Consider the following 25,273-nt stretch of genomic DNA (forward strand, 5'->3'; position numbering starts at 1 on the left):
GCGGTCCCGGCAGGCAGCCGCTTTTATGGGGCGGATGCCCGGTGGGCAACCCTTTTGAAGCGGTCGGAAAATGTCCCTGAAAGCGGCACGATGGTGCCGTCGGCGCGGATGGCAAATCCGAGCTTTCGGGCCGCGAACCAGTAATGAACGGCCATGGCGCCCACCGTTCCGACCAAAGCGCCGGCGACCACGTCGCTCGGATGATGCGCCAGCAACACCAGGCGCGTCAGCACGATCACGATTGCGTAAGTGAACATGAAGACGCGCAGACGCGGCCACAGTGCCGAGACGGCAAACGCCAGGGCGAACGCGGCCACGGCGTGGCCTGACGGCAGGCTGGCATAAGCCCCCGTCCCCTCGAACGGGACGAAGTTGAACGGATTGGCCTTGCCCCCGACGAACGGACGTCCGCGGCCGATGACATATTTCAGGATCTCGGCGACGAAGGCTGACACGGCAACCGACAGAAACAGGAATTGCAGCCGCGTGCCGAAGCCGAGCAGCAGCGCACGGCGGCTCCCACGCAGCCCGGCCGCGACGAGCGCCAGCACCACCAGCGCAGCACCCAGCACCGAGAGGATATACTCGTCCTTGCCGAAATCGGTGAGGATGCGGATCGGCCACAGGCTCGGCGTGCCGCGCGGCGGCATCAGCAGGATCTCGGTCTGATCGAACGCGACCATCAGCACGATGACGAGCGCTGCACCCGCCGTGGCAATCCATAGCGAATGCCGCGCCAGCTTCCGGGCGGCCTCGGCGCGGCGCGAGTGCGAGGGCGACCGCACGAGCTGCGCCAGCGCGCGCCAGGACACCGCTAGCAATTGCGCGGGATAGCCGGCATGCGGTGCAACGTCGGTCGGAGCCCGCATCCTATTCGGTACCTTCCGAGCGGAAGATCGAGATCGAGATCGCGCGCCCTTGCGAGAAATTATAGCCGTCGATGCGCGCGCCGACCTTGTAGCGCAGCCCGATCGCCTCGGCGCGCTGCACGAAGCTGCGCTCTGAGCGCTGCTCGATCAGCGCGAAGCGGCAGCTGCCCTGCCGCAGGAAGTCCGCCGCACCGGAGCCGTCGGTGAGCAAGGTCCGGGTGCCCGCCAGGAAGACGAGGCTCGGCTCGTGATAACCGGCCGCAGCCGCCCTCGGTCCGACGCAGGTGACGTTGCGAAGCGCGCGCGCGATCTCGATGCTGGGAAACAGCGGCGTCAGCGACGGCAGCACGATGCCGTAGATCGTCACGGCGAGCATCAGGCCTGCGACCAGGGCGTTGAGCAACGAGCGCTCGGCGCGGTTGGTATCGAACAGCCACCAGGCGAACAGACCGAAGATCAGCGCGGCCGCGATGAACGGCCAAGCGACGAAAGCGGGCTGCCGCGTCAGTATCACCGAGCCGACCACCGCAATGATGGAGGCGGCTGCGGGGATCGCGAACCACCAGGCCGAGCCGCGCATCAGCCAGGAGCGCGACAGCACGCGCCGCTCCACCGCGCCGGCGGTGAGGATCGCGATCGCGGGATACAGCGGCAGCACGTAATGCGGCAGCTTGGTCAGCACCGCCTCGAACACGATCCAGGACGGGATCAGCCAGGCCAGCAGGAACTGCGCGCCGGGCTCGCGGCGGGCCCGCCACACCGCAGGCGCCGCCATCGCCGCCAGCGGCGCACCCGGCCAGAACGTGATCCAGAACAGCGCCAGGTAAAGTCCGGGCGGTGCGCCGTGCGATTCCTGGGCGCCAAGCTTGCTCAGCATGTCGCCGCCGACGGAGGTGGTGAAGAAGGTCTCGCCCGCGCGCCAGAAGATCGCGACGAACCAGGGCAGCACTAGCACCAGCATCCACATCAGGCCCCAGACAGGCCGCAGCTTCCACAGCCAGGAGGCGTCGCGGTCCTGGATCGCGAGCGCGACGATGGTCAGGCCTGCGAACATCAGGATCAGCGGCCCCTTGATCAGGATGCCCGCAGCAAGCGCGGTCCAGAAGATCGCGGGCCAGCTCCAGGGCGGATGCGTCTCGTCCTCGGCGCGCTGCCAGGACAGATAGGCCCGCGCCATCGCGCCCATCGCGGCAACCACGCAGAGCAGCAGCACGGCGTCGGTCTTGGCCAGGCGCGCCTCGACGCCGAGCAGCACCGAGGCGCACATCATCAGCGCCGCCAGCACCGCGGCACGTCGTGTGATGAATCCGAGCGCGGCCCAATAGGTCATCAGCACGGCGCCGATCGCCCCCATCAGCGACGGCAGCCGGTAGACCCAGATACGCAATTCGGCCTTCGGCAGCTTGAGCATCGATGCGGCTTCGACGGTCGCCGATTGCAACCAGTAGATGCCGACCGGCTTCTTGTAGCGGACGTCCTCCTGAAAGCGGATGTCGACATAGTCGCCGCTCTCGACCATCTGCTTGGTGGCCTGGGCAAATCGCGCCTCGTCGCGGTCGATCGGCGGAATGGTGAAGAAGCCCGGCAGGAACAGCAGCAGCGCGCACAGCAGCAGGAAGCCGATCGCGCGCGGGTGGCTGGCCGTGACGATGTCGAGCATGCGCACGAGCCCGCTGCCCGGATTTGTGGGCGATTTCGACTCGCGGGGGGCACCAAAACGGGGGCTGGGGTAGGTGTCGGCCATTGGTTCCGCTTACGCTGAAACCGCCATGGCGACAACCGCTTAAGGCAGGGTCATTGAATTCGAATGACGACTGTGTCCGCGGCGCCCGTGGCGTCGATCACGGTGAGCCGTGCAAAGCCCGGGCCGGGCGGATCGATCAGCCGCTGACGGCGGCCGTCGATTTCGCCGAGCGCGGTGCCGTTAACCATGACGGTCATGGGCAGCACGCCGCCGGCGACCTTGACTGGCATCGCCGCGCTCTCCCGGCCGCCCGATCGATCGACGTCTATCCGCGAGCCGTTCAGCGGAAACTGGATGTGCAGCGGCTGCTCGCCCCCGCTTCGCACCAGTTCGCCGACGGGACGGAACCGCTTCAAGGGCAGCGGCAGCTTCGCGTTGCTTGCGACCAGGGTTCCCTTGGGCGGCTTCGGCAAGGCGGCCAGCGTCTTGCCGCTGCGGGCGAAGGCATCGAACAGGATGGGCGCGGCGGCGACGCGTCCGATCAGGCCGGGAACCGGCGCTCCGTCCGGACGGCCAACCCAGACGCCGATGGTCATGCGACCGTCGAAGCCGACCGACCAGGCGTCGCGATAGCCGTAGGAGGTGCCGGTCTTGAAGGCGATGCGGTTGTGGGCGGCGTTCTCCGGCGGGGGCGTGCCGAGCAGGACGTTGCCGACCTGCCAAGCTGCGACCTGATCCAGCAGCCGCAGCGGCTCCCGATCGTCCCTGGCTGTCACGATCTCGCGCAACGGCTTGGTGGTCCCAAGGCGGGCAAAGCCGGCATAGAGCTGGGCGAGGTCCTGGAGCGTCACGCCGACGCCGCCGAGCCCCATGGCGAGGCCGGGCGCTTCGTCCTTGGGCAGGACGAGGTTGCCGCCGGCCTGCCGCAGCCGCGAGGTCAGCCGGCTCGAGCCGACGCGGTCGAGCAGCACGATGGCCGGCACGTTCAGCGACAGTTGCAGAGCCTTCCTCACCGGAACCGTGCCCTGGAAAGTCATGTCGAAATTTTCCGGCGCATAGGAGCCGAAGCGGACCGGGCGGTCGTCGATCAAGCTGTCGGGATGGACAAAGCCGTCCTCGAAGGCGAGCCCGTAGATGAAGGGCTTGAGCGTCGAGCCGGGTGAGCGGATGGCGCGGGTCATGTCGACCTGCCCCGCCCGGCTCTCGTCGAAATAATCGGCCGAGCCGACACGCGCGAGCACGTCGCCACTCTCATTGTCGACCACGACGATTCCGACCGAGATGTTCGGACCCAGCGCAATTGCGCGGTCGCGCGCCAGCGGCTCCAGCACCTTCTGCAAGGTCGCATCGAGCGTCAGCTTGATGATCGGCGTGTCCTTGACCGTCGACAGCGCGGCGTCGGAGGCATGCGGCGCCAGGATCGGCATCGGCCTGCGCAGTTTCGGCACCGGCATCGCTTTGGCCTGATTGGCGTCGTCGGCGCTGACCACGTGCTCCTCGACCATGCGGTCGAGCACGCGGTCGCGCGCCTTGCGGGCTGCCTCCGGATAGCGATCCAGCCGGCGCGTCTCCGGCGTTTGCGGCAGCGCGACCAGCAACGCGGCCTCCGCCAGCGACAGCCGCTTCGGCTCCTTGCCGAGATACGCGATCGACGCCGCGCGGATGCCTTCGAGATTGCCGCCATAGGGCGCCAGCGCAAGATAGAGATCGAGGATCTGCTCCTTGCTCATGCTGCGCTCGATCTCGATGGCACGCACGATCTGCCGCAATTTTGCGTACAGTGAGCGCTGCCGCCGCGGCTCCATCAGCCGGGCCAGCTGCATCGTGATGGTCGAGCCGCCCGAGACGATGTGGCCGCGCGTTCCCAGCTGCAACGCGGCGCGCCCCAGCGCCAACGGATCGATGCCACCATGGGCGTAGAAGCGCTGGTCCTCATAGGCGAACAGCAGTTTCAGGTAGGTCGGATCGACGTTGGTCCTGGCATCGACCGGCAACCGCCAGCGCCCATCCGCCATCGCATAGGCGCGCAGCAGCTTGCCGTTGCGATCGACGATGGTGGTTGAGACCTGGCGGGCTTCGTCGAGCGGGAGCGGGCCGAGGGAGTAGACCCAGCCGACAAAGCTGATGATGGCGAGGATGAGAGTGAGTGCGAGGGTGGAGAGGATGCGAAGCCCCCCGCCCCTTGCTCTGTCATGGCCGGGCTTGTCCCGGCCATCCACGTTCTTCGCCGCGTCACCAAAGTCCGTGGATGCCCGGGACAAGCCCGGGCATGACGATTGAGTATGTGGCTCCGTTGCGCTCATCCAATTAGCATTCACTTCGCCGCCCGCACCTCGACGCTGCCCGTGCCGGTCCGACCATAGCGCGAGGGATTGTACATGTCCTCGACATAGGCCTGCGGCAGCACGTATTTGCCGGGCGAGACCGCGCGTACGACATAGGCGAGCGTGAAGACCGACTTGGAATCCGAGGCCCGGTCGACGGCCGCGGTGAAGCGGTCGTCGCGGAATTCGGTATGTTCCGGCTCCTCGCCGTCCTCGATCCAGTCCAGCGTGCCGCTGTCGCCGGACGACACCAGGTTCGGATTATCGATCTCCAGACCCGCCGGCAGATAGTCGGACACCATGATGTGGCCGTACTCGGGCTTGGCCTCGGTGATCTTCAGCACCACCGCAAAGCGCTGGTTCTGCTTCACCTTGCTGATGTCGGCGGGCTTGCCGTCGAGCGTATAGTAGCCGCGCTCGATCTTGAAGCCGTTTGACGCCGCCGGCTCCGGCGCGACCGGCGAGCCCGACACCGAGACGACCGCCTGCACCGGCGCATCGCCGGTGTTGGTGATCTTCAGCGGTTTGCCGCCCAGCGTGTCCGCCTTGTAGCTGCGATACAAGGCGGTCTTGACCGGCTGGCCGTCGACCTCGATCGACATGTTCTCCTTGGCGAGCGCCCGCGCCGCCAGCACCAGCCACGCATTCTCCTGCGTGGAGGTGTAGGGCGTCAGCCCGCGGGCAGTCTCGACCCGCGACACTGCCTGCGTCAGCGTCGCCCTCGGCGCGTTGCCTTCACTGGCGAGCGACACCAATGCTGCGGCGTCGCGCAGCTGCGAGCCGTAATCGGTGCGGCCGAATTCCAGCGCGGGCTTGGGCGCGAGGCTGTCGAGCGCAGCGCCATAGACCCGCTCGGCGCGGTTGCGGTCGCCGACCAAGGCGAGCGCCGCCGCAAGCTGCGATTTCGCGATCGGGGTCGCGAGGTTGGCAAGCTTGGTATCGGCGAGATAGCGGAGGTCGCCGATCGGAGCCGCGCCGTTACGCGCGAGCACATAGAGGCCGTAGGCGAGATCGCGGCCACCGTCCTTCTCCGGCTCGTTGGCATTGACGACGGAGTTGCGGATACGGTCGAGCGCGTTCTTGAACAGCACGTCCGGCACCGCAAAGCCCTTCTCGCGGGCGCGGGTGAGGAAGTCGGTCACGTAGGCATCGAGCCAGGCATCGTCGCCGCCGGCCAACCACAGGCCGAACGAGCCGTTCGAGCCCTGGCGGGCCAGCAGCCGCTCGATGGCGTCGCGGATGCGCTGGTCGACCTCGGTGTCCATGGCAAGATGCGCGCCGGCCGCGAGCTCGTTGACATAGAGCAGCGGCATCGCCCGGCTCGTGATCTGCTCCGAGCAGCCATGGGGATAGCGGTCGAGCGCTTTCAGGATCGTCGCCGCATCGAGCGCGGTCGACAGGCTGGCCGAAACCGAGACGCTGCCGGTGCCCGGCACGAGGTCGGAGAACATGTCCGAGGTCAGCGTCAGGCTCTCGCCCTTCGCCAATGTGCGGATCGAGCGCCGCGCCAGCACCTGCGTCGCCGGCTTGACGTCGAACGCATAGTGACGCACGAGCGCGAGGCCATTCGGGCCCTTGATGTCGACGTCGAGCGTCGCCTGCCCCGCCGCGGTCGCATCGAGCGCGAGCGAGAACGAATTTCGCTGCTTGGCGGCGAGCTTCACCGTGGTTGCGGGATTGCCGGTCATCTTCACCGGGCCGCCCGCCTTCACGTTGATGACGTAGTCGCCGGCCTGCCCCTCGACATTGTCGATCTCGAGGTTGACCGAGCCGCGGTCGCCATTGAGCAGGAAGCGCGGCAGCGTCGTCGTCAGCACCACGGGATCGCGGATCACGACGTCGGTGTTGGCGCGGCCGAGCTTGGTCGCGGTCCACGCCACCGCCATCACGCGCGCGGTGCCGGCGAATTCCGGAACATCGAAGCTCACTTCGGCCGAGCCGTCGGCTGCGGCCGTGACGATGCCGGAATAGAGCGCGAGCGGCTTTTGCGTGGGCGGCGAGCCCTGGAGCTCGCCACCGGCGTCGCCGCCGGACTTGATCTGGCCGCGCGTGCCCGACATGCCGTCGATCAGCTGCCCGTAGAGGTCGCGGATCTCGGCGCTGAGGCGACGCTGGCCGAGATAATAATCGTCCGGCGCCGGCGGCTTGTAATTAGTGAGATTGAGGATGCCGACGTCGACCGCGGCGATGACGACCTTGGCGTCCTCGCCCGGATTGAGCCCATCGAGCTTGACGGGGATCTTCAGCGTCGAATTCGGCCGGATCAGCGAAGGCGGCGACAGCTTGACCTGCAAGGTGCGAGCCTGCTTGTCGATGCCGAACCATTTCAGCCCGATCGCACGGCCCGGCATGCGCTGGGCGGCGGCATCGAGCGGACGGCGCAGCGTCGCCACCACATAGGCGCCGGTGCCCCAATCCTTGCCGATCGGGAGCTTGACCTGCGCGGTGCCTTCCTTGACGTCGATGGTCTGCGTCGTCAGCAGCCGCTCGCCGAGCACGTTGATGGTGAGCTTGCCGGCGCTGCGGACGTTGACGGACACCGTCATGGTGTCGCCGGAGGCGTATTGCGGCTTGTCGATCGAGGTCTCCAGCAGGTCCGGCGTGTCGGCGCTGCCGTCGGAGTACCAGCCGACGTCGAACTGCACCGAGGTCACCGGGCCGTCGGCGTCGTTCGACTTGACGTCGAGCCGGTAGCGGCCGGGCTGCGGCGTGAGCGAGAGCCGCGTCGGCTTGTCGGCCGTAACAGTGACGTCGCCGTCGGCGACGCGCGAGGTCGACTTGACCGGCTCGTACTCCCAGTAATTGTTCTGGCGGTACCACTGGTAGCGCGATTCGATCTTCAGGAGCTCGTAGCGCAGACCGTCGCGGCGCAGCTTCTCGCCGTCCGGCGAGACGAACACGACGTCGAACTCGGCCTTGTCGCCCTCCGTGACGTTCTGGTCGCCGAACAGCGGCTTGATGCCGATCTGCGCCGTTGCCGGCGCGACCGGCAGCACGATCTTGCGCTCGACGGCGCGGCCGCCGGTCTCGACCATGCGGACGAAGATCTGCGCCTCCTGCGGGCGCGTCGAGGCCGGCTGCTTGTCCAGCGTCACCGGGAAGGTCGCGACGCCATTGGCGTCGGCCTCCGGCAGGTTCTCCAGCGGCGTGCGCTCGTTCGAGGTGGTCTCTTCGTCGTCGACGCCGAACTTGTAGCCGGCAAAGCCGGGCCGCTCGGCCGCCGGCGCGATCAGCATGTCGCCTTCGAGCTGCAGGCCCGAAGCAGGTGCGCCATAGAGGAAATGACCGTCGGCCTTAAGCTCCACTGGAGCGTTAGCTTTGATCAGCTTGTCCTTGGCGGACAAGTCGAATTCGATCCGATCGGGGACGTAATCCTCGACCATGAAGGTGGTCTCGCCGACCGAAGCTCCCTTCGGATCGGTGAAGGCGCGCACCCGCCAGGTGCCGGTCGGTACGGCCGAGTTGAGCGGCACGGACAGCGTGCGGCCGCCGGCGCCCTGATCTGCCAGTACGGCGCGACGATATTCGACGCCGTCCGGGCGCTCTACCACCAGTGTCATCGGCCCGCCGGTGACGGCATTGCCCTGCCCGTCGCGCAGCAGCGCGGTGAGGAACACGGTCTCGCTGGAACGGTAGACGCCACGCTCGGCATAGACGAAGGCATCGGCGCCGGCGGGCACCGCGCGCCCCGAAACGCCGCGGTCGGACAGGTCGAAGGCCGACGTCTTCAAGCTCAGGAAGGCATAATCGGCCTTCTCGCCGGTCACCGTGAGCATCGCCGGCGACAATCCGCCCTCGCCGCGCGCAAGGCCGGCCTCGAACAGCACGTGACCGGCATCGTCGGTCTTGCGAGTCGCCAGGATCTCGTTGTTGCGCGCGACCAGGCGCACCTCGGCCTTGCCGACCGGGTCGGTCGACGCCAGCGAGTTGACGAAGACATGAATGCCGTCATTGCCGGAATAAGCGGCGATGCCGAGGTCGGAGACGATGAACCATTGCGTGGCGAGCTGGTAGTCCTCGTCCGAGGCCCTCGCCGCGGCCGTCATGACGTAGACACCGGGCTGGAGCTCGCCGAGCGCCTGGTCGACCGGGAACGCCGTGGTGACGTCCTGGTTCAGCGTCGTCGCAGTCGCAAGCTCGCCGGTCCACACCTTGACGCCGCGCTCGTCGCCGAGCTCGCTGAGCTGGTACTTCGACAGCGTCCTCTGGAAATCGCTGTCGACCACCGTGTTGATCAGGTTGCGGTCGCCGATCCGGAAGACATTGATGCTAACCGCAGGCGTGTTGACACTGACGACGGGAATGCCGCGCTGGCCGGTCCGCGGCAGCACATAGGCACGGCTGGTGAAGCGCACGAACGGCTTGCGGTCGCGCACATAGATGTTGAACTCGGCCGATTTCGGCAGCCCCTCCTTCACGGTCGACGGCAAGCCGGCGCGCAGGTTGATGTTGTAGCGCTCGCCGTGCTTCAGCCCGTCGACGCAGAGCTGCTTGCCTTCGGCCGACAGCGCCGGCTTGTCCTGGCCTGCAAGCGCCAGGAACGGCGCGAAGTCGGTGCGCTTGGCGAGCTCCTCGGAGAACTGGAAGCAGGCGCGCGGGCTCGCCGAGTCCGAGTCGACGGTATAGTCGAGCAGCCGGAAGCCGTGCTCGTCGCGCATCTTCTCATATTGGCCGCGGACCTCGGCGACCTCGCGCATGTCGAGCGACAGCCGCAGCGCATCCAGTGCCGGCCGCCACAGCTTGCGGTCGGCCAGCGCCTTGCCGAGCACGGCGAGCGCGTCGGCCTCCTCGCCCGGATTGCCGGCGCGCATGTAAGCGATATAGGCCGCCGTCGAGGCGCGCTCCAGCAGGAAGGTCTGCTCGCTCGAGCTCTTCGGCGAGATCTGGAAGATGACCTTGGCGAGCCGCAGCCAGTTGCCGGCATCCTCGGGCGTGGTCGCGGCGATCTGGCCGAGCACCGAAAGGCCGGTGCGGTAATCATTGCGCCGGAAGGCGGCGTCGGCGTCCGTCTTCAGCGTCGCATTGGTCTTGGCGACCGGCCCCGCCTCGCTCTTGATCTGGGCCTCCAGCTTGATCGCGGAATCGACGAGGTCGTCGCGTTTGAACGCCTTGTCGGCGGCCTGCGAAGCGACGAGGCCGAGCGCCAGCGCGGCGCAGATTGTGACGGCGCGAACGAGACCGATCATTGAAGACTCCCGGAAAGCGCGGACGAACGCCGCGGCGGCAAATGAAATGCGCGGAAAGGTGACGGACTCAAGGCGATGGAACCAGAAGGTGCAAAGCGTCGCTTTCGCCATGACAGAGGCAAGCCCAGAGGAGACCGGCCAAGATATCGCCACGCACGCCGTCTTGATGGCGTAGCACTACCTGACCAGTCGACCGGCGGCCGTGTCCCGGAAGCTGTTCAGCGTTCCCGGCGATGTGATCCATCGTCCAGTCCGCTGCCGCTCAACCCGGCACCCTGACACCCCACCGTTCCGCTTTGTCGTCGCACTGAGGAAAACGGTTCGGTTCAGACTTGGCGAAACACCAGTTTTTTCATATTGGCATGCTACATGAACGGCCAGCCGCCCAATCCGGGCGGCTCAAGACGGCCGGCTCAGACGGTCCCGTAGCTCAACTGGATAGAGTAGCGGATTTCTACTCCGCGGGTTGCAGGTTCGAGTCCTGCCGGGATCGCCAGCTCGTTGCCTCGCCGCCGCTGTTCACGAACGCGTGGGTAACCATATGCCGGCCTTTGAACGGCGCCGATCAGCCCTATCTAAGCGCCGGGTGAGACGCGCCCGATAGGTTTGGGAATGCAGCAATCCGAATTGACGAGAATGGCGATCGCATCTGCGGTCGCGGTCGTTGCGATCTCGTATTTGGCGGTCGACGCGGGCTTGGTGAGCACCAATGCGGTCACGAGGCCCATCAAGGTGGTCCAGGCCTCGATCCTTGGCGTCGCAACGGGACAACGTCAGCCTGCATTTGCCGTTGAGGACTGGGCGCGCCGCGGTCACGAGAAGCCGCGACTCGAATATTGCCTGGCGGTCGACTGATCGACGCGCCCGCCCTCCGGTCTATCCACAGCCTGCCCGCTGATGACCCCGCCACCACAGCGCAATAGCGGCGGTGAGATCGTCCCACATCTCCGTCGGCAGGTCCGGAACCGCCACCCGGACGCTGTACTGGTCCGTCGTCGCGTCGTGAAACCACTCGGTCGCGGCGAAATCGAAGCCGAAGCTGCCGGCGTGGCGGATGGGAAAGCCCGCGCGGCGCAATTCGCAGCTCATGTCCTCGGCAGCCTGCCGTGCTGCCGCCTCGTCGAGCGCGCGCCTTCCGCGAAGAGTCACGTAGAGGCCGTGAGCGAAGCGAAGCTGAGCCGAGAGCGCCGGGATCTCGGCGGCAAAGCATCGCGCCGAGCTTCGGCCGTTGCGCAAGATCGCCGCCACGCGCCGCTTCGTCAGCGCCCAATACGCCGCGCTGCCCGCGAAGGGCGGGAAGTGGGCCGGCAATGCCGCGCCGCCGAGCAGCCGCACTGCGTTGCGCGTTTCGAACGCGAGAGGTGACCATTCAGCGTCCCCTGCCCGCGGTGGACGCTGATGCCCGTGCACGAAGACGGCCGAGCCGAGGCGGCCATATTCCGCTCCGAGCGAATCGAGCTTGTTGTGGCTTCGCACCAGCACCAGCGCAATTCCGTGTCGCCTGGCCCACCCCACGACTCGCCTGATGCGGCCCGACCTGCCGGCGAAGCACGTCGTGTCGAAAATCAGGAGATCGAGGCCCGAGCCGTCACAGCGCAGCACCGCCTCGATGGCGCCGGCGACGGAGCAGGAATCCAGCAGCAGGATCCGCGGCGAGCTCACCCGTGCAAGCGCATCGCCGAGCGGCAGCTTCAAGGCCTCGATCCGCAAATGCGGCATGAAGCTTCGGATCAGCTCCAGTGTCTCGCCATAGGAGCCTGGCAGCACCAGGATATCGGCCTTCGCGACGATCCGCGCGGAGGCGAGCAACACCGCGGAGATCGCCGCCATCCCCGAGGCGGTGTAGATCGCCGTGTTCGTGCAGCCGCCGTCGAGCTCGTAGAATGACGGACCGCGTACCGTCAGATCGGCCCGCTGGTAGTCGTAACTGAACTCGAACGGCCCGCTGGCGGGATCGGCCGTGTGCGACCAGGCTGTCTCCGTCGCCTTCCACTCGTGTAATTCATGCTCCGCCCTGAGCGCGGCCGTGATCTGGAATTTGGATCTGACGACGTCATCGACGGAACGCGGCGACGCCAAATCGAGCGGGTTTCTCAGGCCGTCGTTCAACAGCCTGAGTTCCCAGTGCTTGCGTTCCAGATAGGCCCGAACGGTCTCCATCGCGCTTCTTGACAGATCCAATCAGGCGTCAACGTCCGGAAATCCCAACGGGTCCAACGTGCCTGCTGCAACGAACCGGCGCCTTCGCAGTTGAAGCCATGCAAGGAGGACAGCATGGCTGACATCAGAGAGCACATGAAGATCATCGGCAAGGACGGCGCCCATGTCGGCACCGTCGATCGTCTCGAGGGCAACCGCATCAAGCTGACGCGCAAGGACAGCCCGGAAGGTCACAAGGACCATCATCACTACATCGACACGAAATATGTCGGTGCCGTCGAAGGCGACGTGGTCAAGCTGTCGGTGAATGCCGACGCCGTCCCAAAGACCGAAGCTGCGTAAAACACTGAGCCCCTGCGGGGGCTTTTTGTTTGTTCACGGTCCGACTCCGCTTCGTTCGCGAGCACGAATCGCGACCGCAATCCGATTGCGCGCAGCATTCGTTAACGATGACTTTCTGCGGAAGGCCGCTGCAATTCGATCGGATTTCAGCGCTGCGGATTGATGGGAACGAATGCGCGATCCGCGCGTTGGATGACCGAACAGAGTGGTGCCGACCCGCCAGCCCCGGTCGGCTTTGAAGGGCCCCGTGCTTGTCCCCCGAGCACGGGGTTTTTCTCATGTCAGTGCTACCGGGCCGGCGGCCCGTGCCCGGCTGGATGCGAGGCGCTGGCTTGCTCATCGCGCAGATCGCGGGCGAGCTCGTGCCATGCCAGGGCCAGCTGGATCAGCCGTTGCCTGTCGGCACCGTCGGCCTCCGCGGCGCGCTTCATTGCGGCCTCGGCCTCATGTTGCGGATCGTACTCGGTGTACATGCGCAGACTCTAGCCGGCCATCTGGACGAGTGCGTGGCAATTTCGTCCGTATGATTGCGGGGTAACCACCAGCCTTCCTGCACCGGTCTGTGAACCACGTCACAGCCTGTCCGCGACATCTCCGCTAAACTACGTGTCCAGGCTTCATGGGTGATGTCCGGTCATGACACGCAAAGCAGCAACCGAAGTCATCGTCCCAAGGCAGCGACATCGCGCGGACCTGCTCGGCATCGCCTATCTCGGCACCATCGGCGTCGTCATGGTGGCCTGGATCGCGGGCCTGGTCTGGGCCTCGATCGCATTCTTCGATTGGCTCGTGTCCTGACCGACCAAGGCATTGGCCTGCCAGCTGATCGCCGTTCTAGAGCAGGTAGGGCAACGCCTGCGAGAGTTTAATTCCGCCGCAAACGATCATGGCCCAGAGCGCCACGCTGATCTGGATGGCATCGAGCATGTCCCACATCCCCCGCGAATCATCCCGTCATTTTTCTTTGAAATTGACGTGAGGGGGCGACGAGCACCAGAGCCAATTCATAGCAACCATCGGCGTGCAAAAGGATGAGGCGGGACCAAGCCCGCCTCAAATGATCCAATCCGGCCAGGAGAACTCAATAGCAGGCGCGGGGATCGGCCTGCACATATTGGCCGCTCGGATAGCGGTAGTAGCAGGTGCCCTGCGCCCAGTAATAGCCGGGCTGGGACGCCGCGGTCGCGCCGGCAATCGCGCCCGTCGCGCCGCCAAGAACCGCGCCTGCGGCGGCCCCGGTTGCATTGCCCGAGATCAGTCCGCCCAGCAGGCCGCCGACGAGCGCGCCGCCGAGCGCGCTGGCGCCGGGATCGGCCGGCGGTGGCGGCGGCGGAGGTGGCGGCGCATAGGCCACCGGAGGCCGGGCGTAGACCACCGGCACGTCGTCGATATAGTCCTCTGAAACGTAGGCGGGCGGGCCGGCCATACGCTGCGGATAATAATACCAGACGCCGCCAACGTCCCACCACCAGCCGGATCGGCCATGGCGGACGTCGTGGCGCCAGCGTCCACCCTCCCAGGCAAGGTTGCCGCGATAGGTGTGTCCACCCCAATCACGTGTGGGAGCAGGACCGCGCGCGACGTGACGTCCGGGCGGCGGGCCCCCGGCGTTGTGACCCGCATGGGGCTGACCGCCGGGCTGCGCAGGCCGGGTCGCTTGCTGCGGCGGAGGGCCCTTGCGCATGGGCGGATTGGCCTGTGGCGGCGCGCCTGCTGCCGGCCCGGCCGGCGGTTGGACGACCTCTTGCCGGGACCTAGCCTCTTGCGCCTGCGCCGACAGCGCGAGCAGCGACGTGGCCGAAACCAAGGGAATGAAGATCTTCAGATGTTTGGACGCACTCATGCGTGCTCGCCCCCTGCTCTCTCATGGCCGTGAATCCCGGGCGCGATCGGCGAATCGCCGCGCGCCGGGCTGATGCCGGCCGAAGTCACTGCCCTGCTTGATCGGCTAAGTCCCGTTACAAATGATTAAGATCAGGGCATTTTTTCGGCCCCATGGCCATGCTGTAGAGCGCGCCTAGCGAGCCGGCTCGATCACATTGCAATTGCTTCGCCCGGACATCAGACAATCCTGCATCTTGCTGGCTGCCGTCAGATCCCGGGCAAGCCACCAGCCGACGCCGAGGATCACGACCGCGATGATCAATCCTGCCAGCGCGCCGCGGCGGTCGCCGCCGGACGGAGGCTTGGGCTGACGGTTCGGTCGAGGATGGGGCTCCTCGCCCGGTTCGGATCTGGACTCTGGCTTCGACATGGCCGCCTGGTCACGCTGGCGCGCTGGCTTTACCACCTCTGCGGCGTCGCGTCACATCCGGATCGTCCGGCCCAATTCAGCCCCGGGTCTGCTGGATTGCATCCTTGCGCAAGGTTTCGACCGCCGGAATTGCCTCCTGAACGCGCGGTGCGCAACTCGTGAGCACGAATGCGGTCTGGGTGCATTCCCAATCCGCTCCCAGGACCGCACTTTCAACCGGCTGCGGTCGAGCCAGCAGCAGCGCGGCGCCGGCCACGCCTGCCAGGGCGACGGCAATCGCGAGCGCCCTCAGGCTTGGTCTTGAGATCGTCATGCCCGTGCTCCGTCTCGTACGGGGCGGACGCTAGGCGTCGCCCATGTGCTCCTTTATGAGGGACATCACAATTCGGCAGTTTTTTCGGGCTACGAGAGATCGTCGGGGGGCGATTTTTCGTTGACCTGATCGGCTGCGATTATGGGTGGCTTCGCGACGCGCGCCGATGTACACGCTTCTGCGTCGCGTGGCGCCTGCTATGCCCAGCCGACTTACCAACAGGCACCGATGTAGGATCGAAAGCGAGGAAGACAAGGCTCGTCGATGAGTGGATTCAGGGAACCCGGCTTTGCAGACCGGCAAAAGGCGGCGCAGGACGCCCGCAAAAATCTTTTGAACAAGTTCAAGTCGCAGCCGGGGCCCGATGATCCCGCGGTGGCGGCGAAGCGCGCCGAGCGTGAGGCCCTCGCGGCCAAGCGCGCCGAGGCAAAGGCCGCGCGCGAGGCCGAAAAGGCCGAACAGAAGCGCCTCGAGGAAGAGGCCAAGGCAGCCGAAGCTGCGCGGATCGCGCGGGAAGCCGAGGAAGCCGCCGAGAAGCAGGCTGCGCTCGAGGCTGAGCAGAAGGCCAAGCGCGATGCGCGCTACGCCGCCCGCAAGGCGAAGCGCAAGTAAAACGCGCTGGTCACGTTCAATTGAACTTGAACTGAGCCATCATTCCGGCGGCCTCAAATGCCGCCGGAATTCGAGAGGACGCGGCCCGCCCAAGGGGCGTTGCGCGATGACGGGATCAGTTCTTCTTCATCATCCCGTCGTCCTTTTTCATGCCGTCCTTCGACATGTGATCCTTCTTCATGCCATCGTCCTTGGACATGGTGTCCTTCTTCATCATGCCGTCCTTGGACATCGTGTCCTTTTTCATCATGCCATCATCCTTGCCCATCTTGTCCTGAGCAAAGGCGGCCGGCGCAAACGCGAGGCCTAGCGAGAGAGCGGCAGCCGAGACGCCGAGCACGATGCGGGTGCGAATGGTCATGGTTCATCTTCCTTCGTGATGGTGTTTGTCAGCGACGGACGCCGCTATCCTGTCTCGACGGATAGCCGTGTGGCGTTGTTACGCTGACCATCGATAAATTTCTGCGGCCAGCCGCCCTCGTTGATTTGGCGAGCCCGCATCGGAAGTGCTGCAGCGCAGCACAACCGGCACTTGCCGCGGCACTCTGTCTCGAACTATCAGATGAAAGACCATCGGATGGAGACCGGCTTGGATTGGCCCCGCGGTCGCGAAGAACCCAGTTCAAATCACCTCTGCCAAAAACACTCCGAGAAACGCCCAAAGAAACGCCCAAGGGGATTACATCATGTTCACGCGCCGCCATCTGCTCGCGACCGCCGTCGCGGCACCTGCCATTCTCCGCTTCGGCACCGGCACCGCGCAGGCCGCGACCACGCTGAAGATCTCGCATCAGTTTCCAGGCGGCACTATCGACAAGGGCGATTTCCGCGACCGGCTGTGCCGCATGTTCGCCGCCGAAGTGAGTAAGCGCAGCAATGGCGACATTGCCGCCGAGATCTATCCGAACTCCTCGCTGATCAAGACCAACGCGCAGTTCTCCGCCATGCGCAAGGGCGCGCTAGATATCAGCCTCTATCCGATGCCCTATGCCGGCGGCGAAGTGCCGGAAACCAATATCGGCCTGATGCCGGGCCTCGTGACCACCTACGACCAGGGCCTGCGCTGGAAGAAGGAACCCGTCGGCAAGGCGCTGACCGACTTCCTCGCCGACAAGGGCATCATTCTGCTCACCTGGGTCTGGCAGGCCGGCGGCGTCGCCAGCCGCTCCAAGCCGATCGTCGCTCCTGAAGACGCCAAGGGCCTCAAGGTGCGCGGCGGCTCGCGCGAGATGGACATGGTGCTGCAGACCGCCGGCGCCTCCGTGTTGTCGGTGCCGTCGAACGAGATCTACGCAGCAATGCAGACCGGCGCCTGCGATGCCGGCATCACCTCCTCGACGAGCCTAATCTCGTTCCGCCTGGAAGAGGTCGCGAAGTCGCTGACCTCGGGCGCCGGCGCCTCCTACTGGTTCATGCTCGAGCCGCTGATGATGTCGAAGGCGATCTTCGACAAGCTGCCGAAGAACCATCAGGACATTCTGCTCGCGGTCGGCACCGAGCTCGAAGCCTTCGGCCGCAAGGGCGCGCAGGACGACGACATCGAGGTCGCCAAGGTCTACGAGAAGGCTGGCGCAAAGGTCTCGGCGCTCGACGCCGCGACCGTCGGAAAATGGCGCGACATCGCCCGCGACACCGCGTGGAAGGACTACAGCGCCAAGACTGCGACCTGCGCAAACCTGCTCAAGCTCGCCATCGACGTCGCAGCATGAGCCACGGTCCGCTTCCGGATCGTGACGACCGGACGAGCGTTGCCGCGGGGACCGGCCCTGCGGCGGCGATCGATCGCGGTCTCGCCGTCCTCAACAGCATCATCGTCGTGTTCGCCGCGATCGCACTTGTCGCGGCCTGTGCAATCCTGAGCTACAGCGTGCTCAGCCGCGCGCTGTACAAGGCCGCGAACTATTGGCAGGACGAAGCCGCCGTGTTCCTGCTGGTCGGCGCGACCTTCATGACGGCGGCCTACGTGCAGCAGCATCGCGGTCATATCGGCATCGAGGCCTTCGTCGGCCTGCTCTCGCCATTCGCGAACCAGGTCCGGCTCTGGCTGGTCGATGCCGCCACGTTCCTGTTCTGCGCCTTCTTCACCTGGAAGTCGTGGACACTGGCGCACGAAGCCTATATCGACGGCCAGGTCTCCAACTCGATGTGGTCGCCGCCGCTCGCCATCCCCTACTCGCTGATGGCGCTCGGGATGAGCCTGCTCTGCCTCCAGATCCTCGTGCAGCTTGCGCTGCCCTTCACCGGAGCCAAGCGGCCATGAGCGTTTTCGGCATCGGCCTCGCCTACGGCATTGTAACGCTGCTGGTGATGTTCTCGGGCATGCCCATTGCGTTCGCGCTCGGCGCGGTCGCGGTCGTGTTCATGGCCATCTTCATGCCCTCGGCCTCGCTCGATACGGTGACGCAAAACGTCTACGAGGAGATGGCCTCGATCACGCTGTTGTCGATCCCGCTGTTTATCCTGAAGGGCGCGGCGATCGGCAAGTCGCGCGCGGGCCAGGATCTCTATTCGGCGCTGCATGCCTGGCTGCATCGCGTGCCCGGCGGGCTCGGCGTCGCCAACGTGTTCGCCTGCGCGCTGTTCGCGGCAATGGCAGGCTCGAGCCCAGCGACCTGCTCGGCGATCGGCTCGGCCGGTATCCCCGAGATGCGCAAGCGCGGCTATTCCGGCGGCTTTGCCGCTGGGATCATCGCCGCCGGCGGCACGCTCGGCATCTTGCTTCCGCCCTCCATCACGATGATCCTGTTCGCGGTCGCCGCCGAAAAGTCGCTGGGACGGCTGTTCCTCGCCGGCATCGGGCCGGGCCTGCTGCTGGTCACGCTGTTCGGCATCTATGCCGTCATCCGCTTCCGCCAGGAATATGCGGCGGCCGAAGCGGTCTACAAGAACGGCGGGCCGGAGGCTGCGATCCTGACCCGCGACGAGTATACGCTGGCCGAGCGCTTCAGCGTGCTGCCGCGCGTGATCCCCTTCGTGCTGCTGCTCACCGGCGTCATGGTCGCGCTCTATGGCGGCTATGCCACGCCGTCGGAGACCGCCGGCCTCGGCGGCCTCCTGGCGCTGGCGCTGATCGCTGCGATCTACAGCGTGTGGCGGCCGAGCGACCTCGCGCCGATCATGAAGTCGACGATCCGGGAATCGACCATGCTGATGATGATCATCGGCATGTCGCTGCTCTATTCCTACGTGATGAGCTATCTGCACATCTCGCAATCGGTCGCCGAATCCATCGTCGCGATGCATCTGCCGCGCTGGGAGCTGCTGTTCGCGATCCTCGTCATGGTCGTGGTGCTCGGCTTCTTCCTGCCGCCGGTTTCGATCATCCTGATGACGGCACCGATCATCCTGCCGCCGCTCCGCGCCGCCAATTTCGACATCATCTGGTTCGGCGTCGTCATGACCATCGTGATGGAGATGGGGCTGATCCACCCGCCGGTCGGCCTCAACATCTTCGTCATCCGCAACGTCGCGCCCGATATTCCCCTGCGCGAGGTGATCTGGGGTACGCTGCCCTTCGTGCTCTTGATGATGCTTGCAGTGCTGCTGCTGTGCCTGGTGCCGGGGATTTCGACCTGGCTGCCGGACCTCGTGATGGGGCCGGACGGGAGCAGGTAGAAGCGATCGCCGGCCTGTAGGGTGGATTAGCCGAAGGCGTAATCCACCTCTTCTGTCGCAGCGGAGACGAACAGCGGTGGGTTACGCCTTCGGCTAACCCACCCTACGATTTCTCCTTCCGCCGCGACTTCGGCGCGTTCGCCACCACCTGCAGCAGGTCTTTGCGCACGGCCTCGATGTGCCGCTCCAGGAAGCGGCAGGCCTCCTCTACTTTCTGCGCACGACAGAGCGCGATCAGATGGGCGTGCTCCTTCTCGGCAATGCCCATCGACTTGGTGTTGGAGAGTTGTAGCCGCGTGTAGCGGTCGCTGGTCTGCAGCAGCGACAGCACGATCGCGCGCGTGCGCGGCTGCGGGGCGTGGACGTAGAGCGCCATGTGGAAGTCGGCATTGAGCTGGCCCCACTCACTGACGTTGCGCGCCTTGATCGCCTTCTCGAAGCTCCGGTGGATGTCGTCGAGCCCGTCGAAATCCTGCGCGGTGAAGCGCGGCGCCGACTGCGCCAGCAGCCGCGGCTCCAGGATACGGCGGAGGTCGAACACGTCGTTGATCTCGTCCAACGACAGCTCCGAGACGATGGCGCCCTTCTGCGGCACGATGCGCACCAAGCCTTCCGCCTCGAGCTGGAACAGCGCCTCGCGCACCGGGATGCGGCTGACGCCATAGGCTTCGCCCAACGCGTCCTGGCGCAGCTGCGATCCGGCCGGATAAGTGCCGTCGAGAATTGCCTGGCGGAGCTGGTCGACGATCGCGGCCGACAGGGTGCGATGCTTCAGAGGCTGTTTCATCTGATCGTCCGTTGTCCTTCCCGACTCGTGCGGCCGACGCGGTCCCTGTCTTGCATGTCGAGCTGTCCGGATAAAGCCGGGCGCCACAAACCTAATGCCCAGCAAACGCGCGCCCTGCCGCCGAAATGACCGCAAACTCCGTTTGACTCCCAAAATGTATAAATTATACATTTGGCGATCACACGACAAATCTTCAGGGGGTTGGGGCCTCTTTCATGATCGAGCAGACCATGCCGGCCACGCGCGCACTCAGCCTCCGACGCATGATCGTCCGGATGTCGAGCGCCCTGCTCGCCTGCGAGCGGCTCGCGCTGATGGGCCTTATGTACCTGCTCACCGGCCTGATCCTGGTGAACGTCGTCACCCGCTACTCGCATTTCCCGATCTACTGGATCGATGAATCTGCCGTTTATTGCGTGGTCTGGCTGACCTTCATCGGGGCATCCGCGATGACGCGGCTGAGGCTCGATTTCGCCGTGACCATGCTGACGGAGCGACTTTCCGCTCAGCACCAGAAATTTGCAAAAGTGATCTCGACCGGCCTCGTCGTGGTGTTCGGCGTCGCCCTGATCGTCACCTGCGTGCTCTGGATGGACCCGGTCGGCCTCGCCCGCGCCGGATTCGACGGGCGCAAGCTCGCCGCCGAGACGTTCAACTTCCTCTACACCGAGCGTACGCAGACGCTGAACTGGCCGACCTGGGTGCTCTATCTGACGCTGCCGATCTTCGCGGTGTCGATGACCGTCCATGGTCTCGCTAACCTGCTGGAAGATCTCGAGCTGGTCCCGCGCACGGCGCCGAAGGGGTTCCAGCTCTCCGAGCTCGACGGGGTCAATTGATGATCACGTCAGCGGCTTTCATGGCCTTCATGCTGGTCGGCGTGCCGATCGGTCTCTGTCTCTGCCTCGCCGGCCTCGTCTATATCGCAGCGTCAGGCAATCCCGTGCTGTTCCAATCCTACCCGCTGCAGCTGTTCGGCGGCGTCGACAGCTACGGCCTGATCGCGATCCCACTCTTCATCCTGATCGGCGAGATCATGAATGGCGGCGGCATCACGCGGCGCATCGTCGACATGGCGATGGCCTTCGTCGGCTCGCTCAAGGGCGGGCTCGCCTACGTCAACATCCTCGCCAACATGTTCATCTCGTCCATCCTGGGATCGGCGACGGCGCAGGTCGCGATCATGGCGCAGATCATGGTCCCTGAGATGGAGAAGAAGGGCTACGACAAGACCTTCGCGGCCGGCCTCACCGCCTATGGCGGCATGCTCGGCCCGATCATCCCGCCCTCGGTGATGTTCGTGGTCTACAGCGTGCTGGCGCAGGTCTCGGTCAGCGACATGCTGATCGCCGGCATCGTCCCGGGCGTCATCCTCACCGTGATGTTCTGCCTCGTCATCGCGCTGATGGGCTACATCTACAACTATCCGCGCGCCGACCATCAGACGCCGCACCAGCGCGTCATGACCATCCTGCGGACCTCGCCGACGCTGCTGATCCCGATCGTCATCGTCGGCAGCATCCTCGGCGGCCTCGCCAATGCCACGGAATCTGCAGCCGTCGGCGCTGTGGCCGCGGCCCTGGTCGGAAAGTTCTGGACCAAGGAATTCAAGTTCTCGCAGCTGCCGCAGATGATGCTGCGCAGTGCGATCTATTCGGCGATCGTGCTGTTCCTGGTCGCGGCCGCCGCGGTGTTCTCCTGGGTGCTGATCTTCGGCAAGGTGCCACAGGAGACCGCAGCCTGGATCCAGACCGTCGCCAAGGATCCGGTCAGCTTCATGCTGATCTGCAACGTCATCCTGCTGCTGATCGGCACGGTGATCGACGGCATTCCCGGCTTGATCATGACGGTGCCGATCCTGCTGCCGGTCGCAACCGAGATCTATCACATCGACCCCCGGCAATTCGGCGTCGTCGTGGTGATCAACCTCGTGCTCGGCCTTTTGTCGCCGCCGGTCGGGCTTTGCTTCTTCGTCGCGGCCGCCGTCACCGGCGCCAAGCCCGGCAGGATGTTCATGGTGACGCTGCCCTTCTTCGTCATCGCCTGCATCCTCCTGGTGCTGCTCTCGCTGTACCCATCGCTCTCGCTGATCCTCGTCAAATAGGCCCAAAGGAGTCCCACGATGCCGCTTTCACGCCGCCACTTTCTCGCCGCCAGTGCCGCCGCCTCGGTGTTCGCCCCGTCGCTGGCGCTGGCCCAGGCCAAGGAATTCCGTCTCGGCCTGATCACGCCGAACGGCCATTCCTGGAACAAGGCCGCGCTCAAATTCGGCGACGAGCTCAAGGCCGCCACCAACGGCCGCCTGACCCTGACCGTCTTCCACGCCGGCCAGCTCGGCAACGAGACCGCGATGATGCAGCAATTGCAGTCCGGCGCGCTCGACATGGGCTTCATCCAGGCCGCCGAGCTCGGCTCGCGCGTGCCGCACATCGCCGCGATCAACGCGCCCTACATCGTGCGCTCGACGCCGGCGGTGGCGAAGTTCGTGCGGCATCCGGCGGCGGTGAAGCTGTTCGAGGTGCTGCCGCAGGAGACCGGCACGATCGGGCTCGGTTGGGGCATCACCGGAATGCGCGCGGTGTTCTCGTCCAAGGACCTGAATTCGCTCGCCGACATCAAGGGCATGAAGCTGCGCATCAACCCGACCCCGGTCTATCGCGATTTCTATTCCTCGCTCGGCGCGGCGCCGACGCCGATCCCGACGCCGCAGGTGTTCGACGCCATGGCCAACGGCCAGGTCGACGGCTTAGAGGCCGATCTCGAGTTCTCCTGGAACCAGCGCTTCGACAAGGTGTCGAAGGTGATCCTGCAGATGAACGCCGTCTTCATGCCGATGGCCGCGGTCGTCTCCGGCCGCGTCTGGCAATCGCTGCCCGCCGCCGATCGCGAGCTGGTCACGAAAACGATCAAGACGACGCTGGACGCGCAGATCGACGAGCTCGCCGGCAACGAGCCCACGCTGATCGAGAATTTCAAGAAAGCACCGATCCCGATCCGCCAGGTCGACGCCAAGGACACCGAGGCCGTCATCGCCGAGTTCGACAAGATCTGGCTGCCCAAGGCCCCCGTCCTCGCCGAACTGCGCAAGGTCGGCGCGACGCTCTGATCCCGTTTCCCATCCCTTTCACAAGAGCCGGCGGCTCCAGCCCCCCGCCGGCATATTCACCTGGAGTCAAACCATGAGCCGCCGCGTTGCCTGGGAAGGCGTCTTCCCGGCCGTCACCACCCAATTCCACGACGATCTCTCGCTCGACATCGACGCGACCGCCAAGGTCATGGACGGATTGATCCGCGACGGCGTCTCCGGCCTGATCGTCTGCGGCTCGGTCGGCGAGAACACCTCGCTCGAGCGCAAGGAGAAGGTCGCGATCATGGAAGCGGCGAAGTCGGTCGCGAAGGGCCGCGTGCCCGTGCTGTGCGGCATCGCCGAATTCACCACCGCGTTTGCGGTGGAGACCGCGAAGGAAGCCGCACGCGTCGGCATCGACGGCGTCATGGTGATGCCGGCGCTGGTCTATTCCTCCAAGCCGCACGAGACCGCCGCGCATTTCCGCGCCGTTGCCTCCGCGACTGACCTTCCCGTGATGCTCTACAACAACCCGCCGATCTACAAGAACGACGTTACGCCAGACATCCTCGCCTCGCTCGCCGACGTCGAGACCGTGGTCTGCTTCAAGGATTCCTCCGGCGACACGCGACGCTTCATCGACACCCGCAACATGGTCGGCGACCGCTTCGTGCTGTTCGCAGGTCTCGACGACGTCATCGTCGAGAGCGTCGCCATGGGCGCCGTCGGCTGGGTCTCCGGCATGTCCAACGCCTTCCCGCGCGAGGGTGAGACGCTGTTCCGCCTCGCCAAGGCCGGGCGCTTCGCCGAGGCGATGCCGCTCTACGAATGGTTCATGCCGCTCCTGCACCTCGATGCGCGCCCGGACCTCGTCCAGTGCATCAAGCTGTGCGAGCACATCATGGGCCGCGGCACCGCCCTGAGCCGCCCGCCGCGCCTTGCACTGTTGCCGCAGGAAAAGGCCGAGGTCGAGGCCCTGATGGCCAAGGCGCTGAAGAACCGCCCGCGCCTGCCGGATGTCGGGCTGAAGGCGGCTTGAGTCCTGCGCTCCCTCCACCGTCATTGCGAGCGAAGCGAAGCAATCCAGGATATTTCTGCAGCGGCAGCCTGGATTGCTTCGTCGCTTCGCTCCTCGCAATGACGGAGAATTAGGAAGCCGCCCGCTTCTTCCTCGCGTTCAGCGCGGACGCCACGCGGCTCACCGGCGGCTTGCCCAGCACGCCGCTCATCGCGTTCGTCGCCGCCAGCAGCTTCTCCATATCGACACCCGTCCTGACGCCCATGCCCTCCAGCATGTAGACGACGTCCTCGGTCGCGACGTTCCCCGTCGCGCCCGGCGCATAGGGGCAGCCGCCGAGCCCGCCGGCAGCGGTGTCGATGACCCGGACGCCCTCCTCCAGGCCTGCATAGAGGTTGGCGAGCGCCTGGCCGTAAGTGTCGTGGAAATGCATCGCGAGCCCGGCTGCGGGAATGTTGGCGGCAACCGCGCGCAGCATCTCCTTCGCCTTGGCTGGCGTGCCGACGCCGATGGTGTCCCCGAGCGAGATCTCATAGCAGCCGAGATCGAACAGCGTGCTCGCAAGATCCGCGACCGTCTTCGGCTTGATCTCGCCATCGAACGGACAGCCCAGCACGCAAGAGATATAGCCACGCACCTTGACGCCATCCTCCCTGGCGCGCGCCAGCACCGGCTTGAAGCGCTCGATGGACTCCGCAATCGTGCAGTTGATGTTCGCCCGGGAAAACCCCTCGGAGGCCGCAGCGAACACGGAGACCACTTTGGCGCCCGCGGCCCGCGCGGCCTCGTACCCTTTCTCGTTCGGCACCAGCACGTGAAATTCGGCGCCCTTCACATGCGCGACGCCGCGCAGCACGGCATCCGAGCTTGCCATCTGCGGGATGGCCTTGGGCGAGACGAAGGCGCCGACCTCCACGGTGTGCAGCCCGGCTGCCACGAGCGCCTCGATGAAGGTGATGCGCGCCTCGACGCTGACGGGGGTCTTCTCGTTCTGAAGGCCGTCGCGCGGCCCCATTTCGATGATGCGGACCTGGTCGCTCAT

23 protein-coding genes and 1 tRNA gene are annotated in these 25,273 nt (G+C 65.7%); 12 read left to right on the top strand and 12 right to left on the bottom strand.

Features of this window, described 5'->3' with window-relative positions:
* Nucleotides 1-23 precede the first annotated feature (23 nt).
* The 4 genes from I6F17_RS23825 to I6F17_RS23840 all read right to left on the bottom strand — a co-directional run bounded on the left by I6F17_RS23825 (nt 24) and on the right by I6F17_RS23840 (nt 10,063).
* Complete coding sequence (locus I6F17_RS23825) at nt 24-869, bottom strand: phosphatase PAP2 family protein (RefSeq protein ID WP_225128749.1); 846 nt, start codon at nt 867-869, stop codon at nt 24-26.
* A gap of 1 nt (nt 870) precedes the next feature.
* The gene (locus tag I6F17_RS23830; protein WP_225128736.1) at nt 871-2,613 is read right to left on the bottom strand and encodes a glycosyltransferase family 39 protein; all 1,743 of its coding nucleotides are present in this window, start codon (nt 2,611-2,613) and stop codon (nt 871-873) included.
* Between the two features lie 50 nt (nt 2,614-2,663).
* On the bottom strand, nt 2,664-4,772 hold the full coding sequence (gene pbpC, locus I6F17_RS23835) for a penicillin-binding protein 1C (RefSeq protein ID WP_225128725.1): 2,109 nt from the start codon (nt 4,770-4,772) through the stop codon (nt 2,664-2,666).
* A gap of 95 nt (nt 4,773-4,867) precedes the next feature.
* Entirely contained in the window at nt 4,868-10,063 is a 5,196-nt protein-coding gene (locus tag I6F17_RS23840; protein ID WP_225128723.1) for an alpha-2-macroglobulin, read from the bottom strand.
* 419 nt (nt 10,064-10,482) lie between these two features.
* Here I6F17_RS23840 and I6F17_RS23845 point away from each other — a divergent pair.
* A tRNA-Arg gene (locus I6F17_RS23845) sits at nt 10,483-10,559 on the top strand.
* Nucleotides 10,560-10,699: 140 nt separating this feature from the next.
* Nucleotides 10,700-10,918 (top strand): hypothetical protein, encoded by a 219-nt coding sequence (locus I6F17_RS23850; protein ID WP_225128720.1) that lies wholly within the window; start codon nt 10,700-10,702, stop codon nt 10,916-10,918.
* Nucleotides 10,919-10,939: 21 nt separating this feature from the next.
* Here I6F17_RS23850 and I6F17_RS23855 read toward each other — a convergent pair whose 3' ends face one another.
* The gene (locus tag I6F17_RS23855) at nt 10,940-12,223 is read right to left on the bottom strand and encodes a hypothetical protein (RefSeq protein ID WP_225128718.1); all 1,284 of its coding nucleotides are present in this window, start codon (nt 12,221-12,223) and stop codon (nt 10,940-10,942) included.
* A gap of 114 nt (nt 12,224-12,337) precedes the next feature.
* Here I6F17_RS23855 and I6F17_RS23860 point away from each other — a divergent pair, with 114 nt between their 5' ends.
* A complete protein-coding gene (locus I6F17_RS23860) occupies nt 12,338-12,565 on the top strand; it encodes a DUF2171 domain-containing protein (RefSeq protein WP_025036201.1) in 228 nt (75 codons plus the stop codon).
* A gap of 287 nt (nt 12,566-12,852) precedes the next feature.
* Here the strand turns inward: I6F17_RS23860 and I6F17_RS23865 are convergent, their stop codons facing one another.
* Entirely contained in the window at nt 12,853-13,038 is a 186-nt protein-coding gene (locus I6F17_RS23865) for a hypothetical protein (RefSeq protein WP_225128715.1), read from the bottom strand.
* 163 nt (nt 13,039-13,201) lie between these two features.
* Between I6F17_RS23865 and I6F17_RS23870 the strand changes: the two genes are divergently transcribed.
* On the top strand, nt 13,202-13,363 hold the full coding sequence (locus I6F17_RS23870) for a hypothetical protein (protein WP_035999590.1): 162 nt from the start codon (nt 13,202-13,204) through the stop codon (nt 13,361-13,363).
* Nucleotides 13,364-13,646: 283 nt separating this feature from the next.
* Here I6F17_RS23870 and I6F17_RS23875 read toward each other — a convergent pair whose 3' ends face one another.
* The 3 genes from I6F17_RS23875 to I6F17_RS23885 form a co-directional block, all read right to left on the bottom strand.
* Nucleotides 13,647-14,408 carry a hypothetical protein gene (locus I6F17_RS23875; RefSeq protein ID WP_225128713.1) on the bottom strand — a complete coding sequence of 254 codons (762 nt, stop codon included), beginning with the start codon at nt 14,406-14,408 and terminating at the stop codon, nt 13,647-13,649.
* 174 nt (nt 14,409-14,582) lie between these two features.
* The gene (locus I6F17_RS23880) at nt 14,583-14,819 is read right to left on the bottom strand and encodes a hypothetical protein (RefSeq protein ID WP_057029336.1); all 237 of its coding nucleotides are present in this window, start codon (nt 14,817-14,819) and stop codon (nt 14,583-14,585) included.
* Nucleotides 14,820-14,895: 76 nt separating this feature from the next.
* Nucleotides 14,896-15,132, bottom strand: coding sequence for a hypothetical protein (locus tag I6F17_RS23885; RefSeq protein ID WP_036045571.1), 237 nt, complete (start codon nt 15,130-15,132; stop codon nt 14,896-14,898).
* A 264-nt stretch (nt 15,133-15,396) separates the two neighbouring features.
* Between I6F17_RS23885 and I6F17_RS23890 the strand changes: the two genes are divergently transcribed.
* A complete protein-coding gene (locus I6F17_RS23890; protein WP_036027966.1) occupies nt 15,397-15,744 on the top strand; it encodes a DUF6481 family protein in 348 nt (115 codons plus the stop codon).
* 115 nt (nt 15,745-15,859) lie between these two features.
* Here I6F17_RS23890 and I6F17_RS23895 read toward each other — a convergent pair whose 3' ends face one another.
* Nucleotides 15,860-16,105 (bottom strand): pentapeptide MXKDX repeat protein, encoded by a 246-nt coding sequence (locus tag I6F17_RS23895; protein WP_036027965.1) that lies wholly within the window; start codon nt 16,103-16,105, stop codon nt 15,860-15,862.
* A 325-nt stretch (nt 16,106-16,430) separates the two neighbouring features.
* Here I6F17_RS23895 and dctP point away from each other — a divergent pair, with 325 nt between their 5' ends.
* Genes dctP through I6F17_RS23910 form a run of 3 tightly spaced genes read left to right on the top strand, consistent with a single transcriptional unit; the run spans nt 16,431 to nt 19,359 of the window.
* Nucleotides 16,431-17,453, top strand: a complete 1,023-nt coding sequence (gene dctP, locus I6F17_RS23900) for a TRAP transporter substrate-binding protein DctP (RefSeq protein WP_225128711.1) — start codon at nt 16,431-16,433, stop codon at nt 17,451-17,453.
* The gene (locus I6F17_RS23905; protein WP_225128709.1) at nt 17,450-18,004 is read left to right on the top strand and encodes a TRAP transporter small permease; all 555 of its coding nucleotides are present in this window, start codon (nt 17,450-17,452) and stop codon (nt 18,002-18,004) included. The genes dctP and I6F17_RS23905 overlap by 4 nt, the downstream gene beginning before the upstream one ends.
* Complete coding sequence (locus tag I6F17_RS23910; protein WP_036045577.1) at nt 18,001-19,359, top strand: TRAP transporter large permease; 1,359 nt, start codon at nt 18,001-18,003, stop codon at nt 19,357-19,359. Before I6F17_RS23905 ends, I6F17_RS23910 begins: the two co-directional genes overlap by 4 nt.
* 103 nt (nt 19,360-19,462) lie before the next feature.
* On the opposite strand, the gene I6F17_RS23915 is transcribed toward I6F17_RS23910, so the two are convergent.
* Nucleotides 19,463-20,146: a GntR family transcriptional regulator gene (locus I6F17_RS23915; RefSeq protein ID WP_225113629.1), complete on the bottom strand. Its 684-nt coding sequence runs from the start codon at nt 20,144-20,146 to the stop codon at nt 19,463-19,465.
* A gap of 230 nt (nt 20,147-20,376) precedes the next feature.
* Between I6F17_RS23915 and I6F17_RS23920 the strand changes: the two genes are divergently transcribed.
* The 4 genes from I6F17_RS23920 to I6F17_RS23935 all read left to right on the top strand — a co-directional run bounded on the left by I6F17_RS23920 (nt 20,377) and on the right by I6F17_RS23935 (nt 24,252).
* Entirely contained in the window at nt 20,377-20,985 is a 609-nt protein-coding gene (locus tag I6F17_RS23920) for a TRAP transporter small permease (RefSeq protein WP_225128807.1), read from the top strand.
* Nucleotides 20,985-22,250 carry a TRAP transporter large permease gene (locus I6F17_RS23925; RefSeq protein WP_225128707.1) on the top strand — a complete coding sequence of 422 codons (1,266 nt, stop codon included), beginning with the start codon at nt 20,985-20,987 and terminating at the stop codon, nt 22,248-22,250. The genes I6F17_RS23920 and I6F17_RS23925 overlap by 1 nt, the downstream gene beginning before the upstream one ends.
* Before the next feature lie 18 nt (nt 22,251-22,268).
* Complete coding sequence (locus I6F17_RS23930; RefSeq protein ID WP_057029143.1) at nt 22,269-23,252, top strand: TRAP transporter substrate-binding protein; 984 nt, start codon at nt 22,269-22,271, stop codon at nt 23,250-23,252.
* Nucleotides 23,253-23,325: 73 nt separating this feature from the next.
* Nucleotides 23,326-24,252, top strand: a complete 927-nt coding sequence (locus tag I6F17_RS23935; RefSeq protein WP_225128705.1) for a dihydrodipicolinate synthase family protein — start codon at nt 23,326-23,328, stop codon at nt 24,250-24,252.
* Nucleotides 24,253-24,361: 109 nt separating this feature from the next.
* On the opposite strand, the gene I6F17_RS23940 is transcribed toward I6F17_RS23935, so the two are convergent.
* The gene (locus tag I6F17_RS23940) at nt 24,362-25,273 is read right to left on the bottom strand and encodes a hydroxymethylglutaryl-CoA lyase (RefSeq protein ID WP_225128703.1); all 912 of its coding nucleotides are present in this window, start codon (nt 25,271-25,273) and stop codon (nt 24,362-24,364) included.

This window comes from Bradyrhizobium sp. NBAIM18, assembly GCF_020193825.1.
Lineage (GTDB): Bacteria > Pseudomonadota > Alphaproteobacteria > Rhizobiales > Xanthobacteraceae > Bradyrhizobium > Bradyrhizobium yuanmingense.

Excerpts from the sequence above, each read along its gene's own strand:
- I6F17_RS23825 (WP_225128749.1), bottom strand. The coding sequence starts at position 869 with ATGCGGGCTCCGACCGACGTTGCACCGCATGCCGGCTATCCCGCGCAA.
- I6F17_RS23830 (WP_225128736.1), bottom strand. The coding sequence starts at position 2,613 with ATGGCCGACACCTACCCCAGCCCCCGTTTTGGTGCCCCCCGCGAGTCG.
- I6F17_RS23840 (WP_225128723.1), bottom strand. The coding sequence starts at position 10,063 with ATGATCGGTCTCGTTCGCGCCGTCACAATCTGCGCCGCGCTGGCGCTC.
- I6F17_RS23850 (WP_225128720.1), top strand. The coding sequence starts at position 10,700 with ATGGCGATCGCATCTGCGGTCGCGGTCGTTGCGATCTCGTATTTGGCG.
- I6F17_RS23855 (WP_225128718.1), bottom strand. The coding sequence starts at position 12,223 with ATGGAGACCGTTCGGGCCTATCTGGAACGCAAGCACTGGGAACTCAGG.
- I6F17_RS23860 (WP_025036201.1), top strand. The coding sequence starts at position 12,338 with ATGGCTGACATCAGAGAGCACATGAAGATCATCGGCAAGGACGGCGCC.
- I6F17_RS23865 (WP_225128715.1), bottom strand. The coding sequence starts at position 13,038 with ATGTACACCGAGTACGATCCGCAACATGAGGCCGAGGCCGCAATGAAG.
- I6F17_RS23870 (WP_035999590.1), top strand. The coding sequence starts at position 13,202 with ATGACACGCAAAGCAGCAACCGAAGTCATCGTCCCAAGGCAGCGACAT.
- I6F17_RS23875 (WP_225128713.1), bottom strand. The coding sequence starts at position 14,408 with ATGAGTGCGTCCAAACATCTGAAGATCTTCATTCCCTTGGTTTCGGCC.
- I6F17_RS23880 (WP_057029336.1), bottom strand. The coding sequence starts at position 14,819 with ATGTCGAAGCCAGAGTCCAGATCCGAACCGGGCGAGGAGCCCCATCCT.
- I6F17_RS23885 (WP_036045571.1), bottom strand. The coding sequence starts at position 15,132 with ATGACGATCTCAAGACCAAGCCTGAGGGCGCTCGCGATTGCCGTCGCC.
- I6F17_RS23890 (WP_036027966.1), top strand. The coding sequence starts at position 15,397 with ATGAGTGGATTCAGGGAACCCGGCTTTGCAGACCGGCAAAAGGCGGCG.
- I6F17_RS23895 (WP_036027965.1), bottom strand. The coding sequence starts at position 16,105 with ATGACCATTCGCACCCGCATCGTGCTCGGCGTCTCGGCTGCCGCTCTC.
- dctP (WP_225128711.1), top strand. The coding sequence starts at position 16,431 with ATGTTCACGCGCCGCCATCTGCTCGCGACCGCCGTCGCGGCACCTGCC.
- I6F17_RS23905 (WP_225128709.1), top strand. The coding sequence starts at position 17,450 with ATGAGCCACGGTCCGCTTCCGGATCGTGACGACCGGACGAGCGTTGCC.
- I6F17_RS23910 (WP_036045577.1), top strand. The coding sequence starts at position 18,001 with ATGAGCGTTTTCGGCATCGGCCTCGCCTACGGCATTGTAACGCTGCTG.
- I6F17_RS23915 (WP_225113629.1), bottom strand. The coding sequence starts at position 20,146 with ATGAAACAGCCTCTGAAGCATCGCACCCTGTCGGCCGCGATCGTCGAC.
- I6F17_RS23920 (WP_225128807.1), top strand. The coding sequence starts at position 20,377 with ATGCCGGCCACGCGCGCACTCAGCCTCCGACGCATGATCGTCCGGATG.
- I6F17_RS23925 (WP_225128707.1), top strand. The coding sequence starts at position 20,985 with ATGATCACGTCAGCGGCTTTCATGGCCTTCATGCTGGTCGGCGTGCCG.
- I6F17_RS23930 (WP_057029143.1), top strand. The coding sequence starts at position 22,269 with ATGCCGCTTTCACGCCGCCACTTTCTCGCCGCCAGTGCCGCCGCCTCG.
- I6F17_RS23935 (WP_225128705.1), top strand. The coding sequence starts at position 23,326 with ATGAGCCGCCGCGTTGCCTGGGAAGGCGTCTTCCCGGCCGTCACCACC.
- I6F17_RS23940 (WP_225128703.1), bottom strand. The coding sequence starts at position 25,273 with ATGAGCGACCAGGTCCGCATCATCGAAATGGGGCCGCGCGACGGCCTT.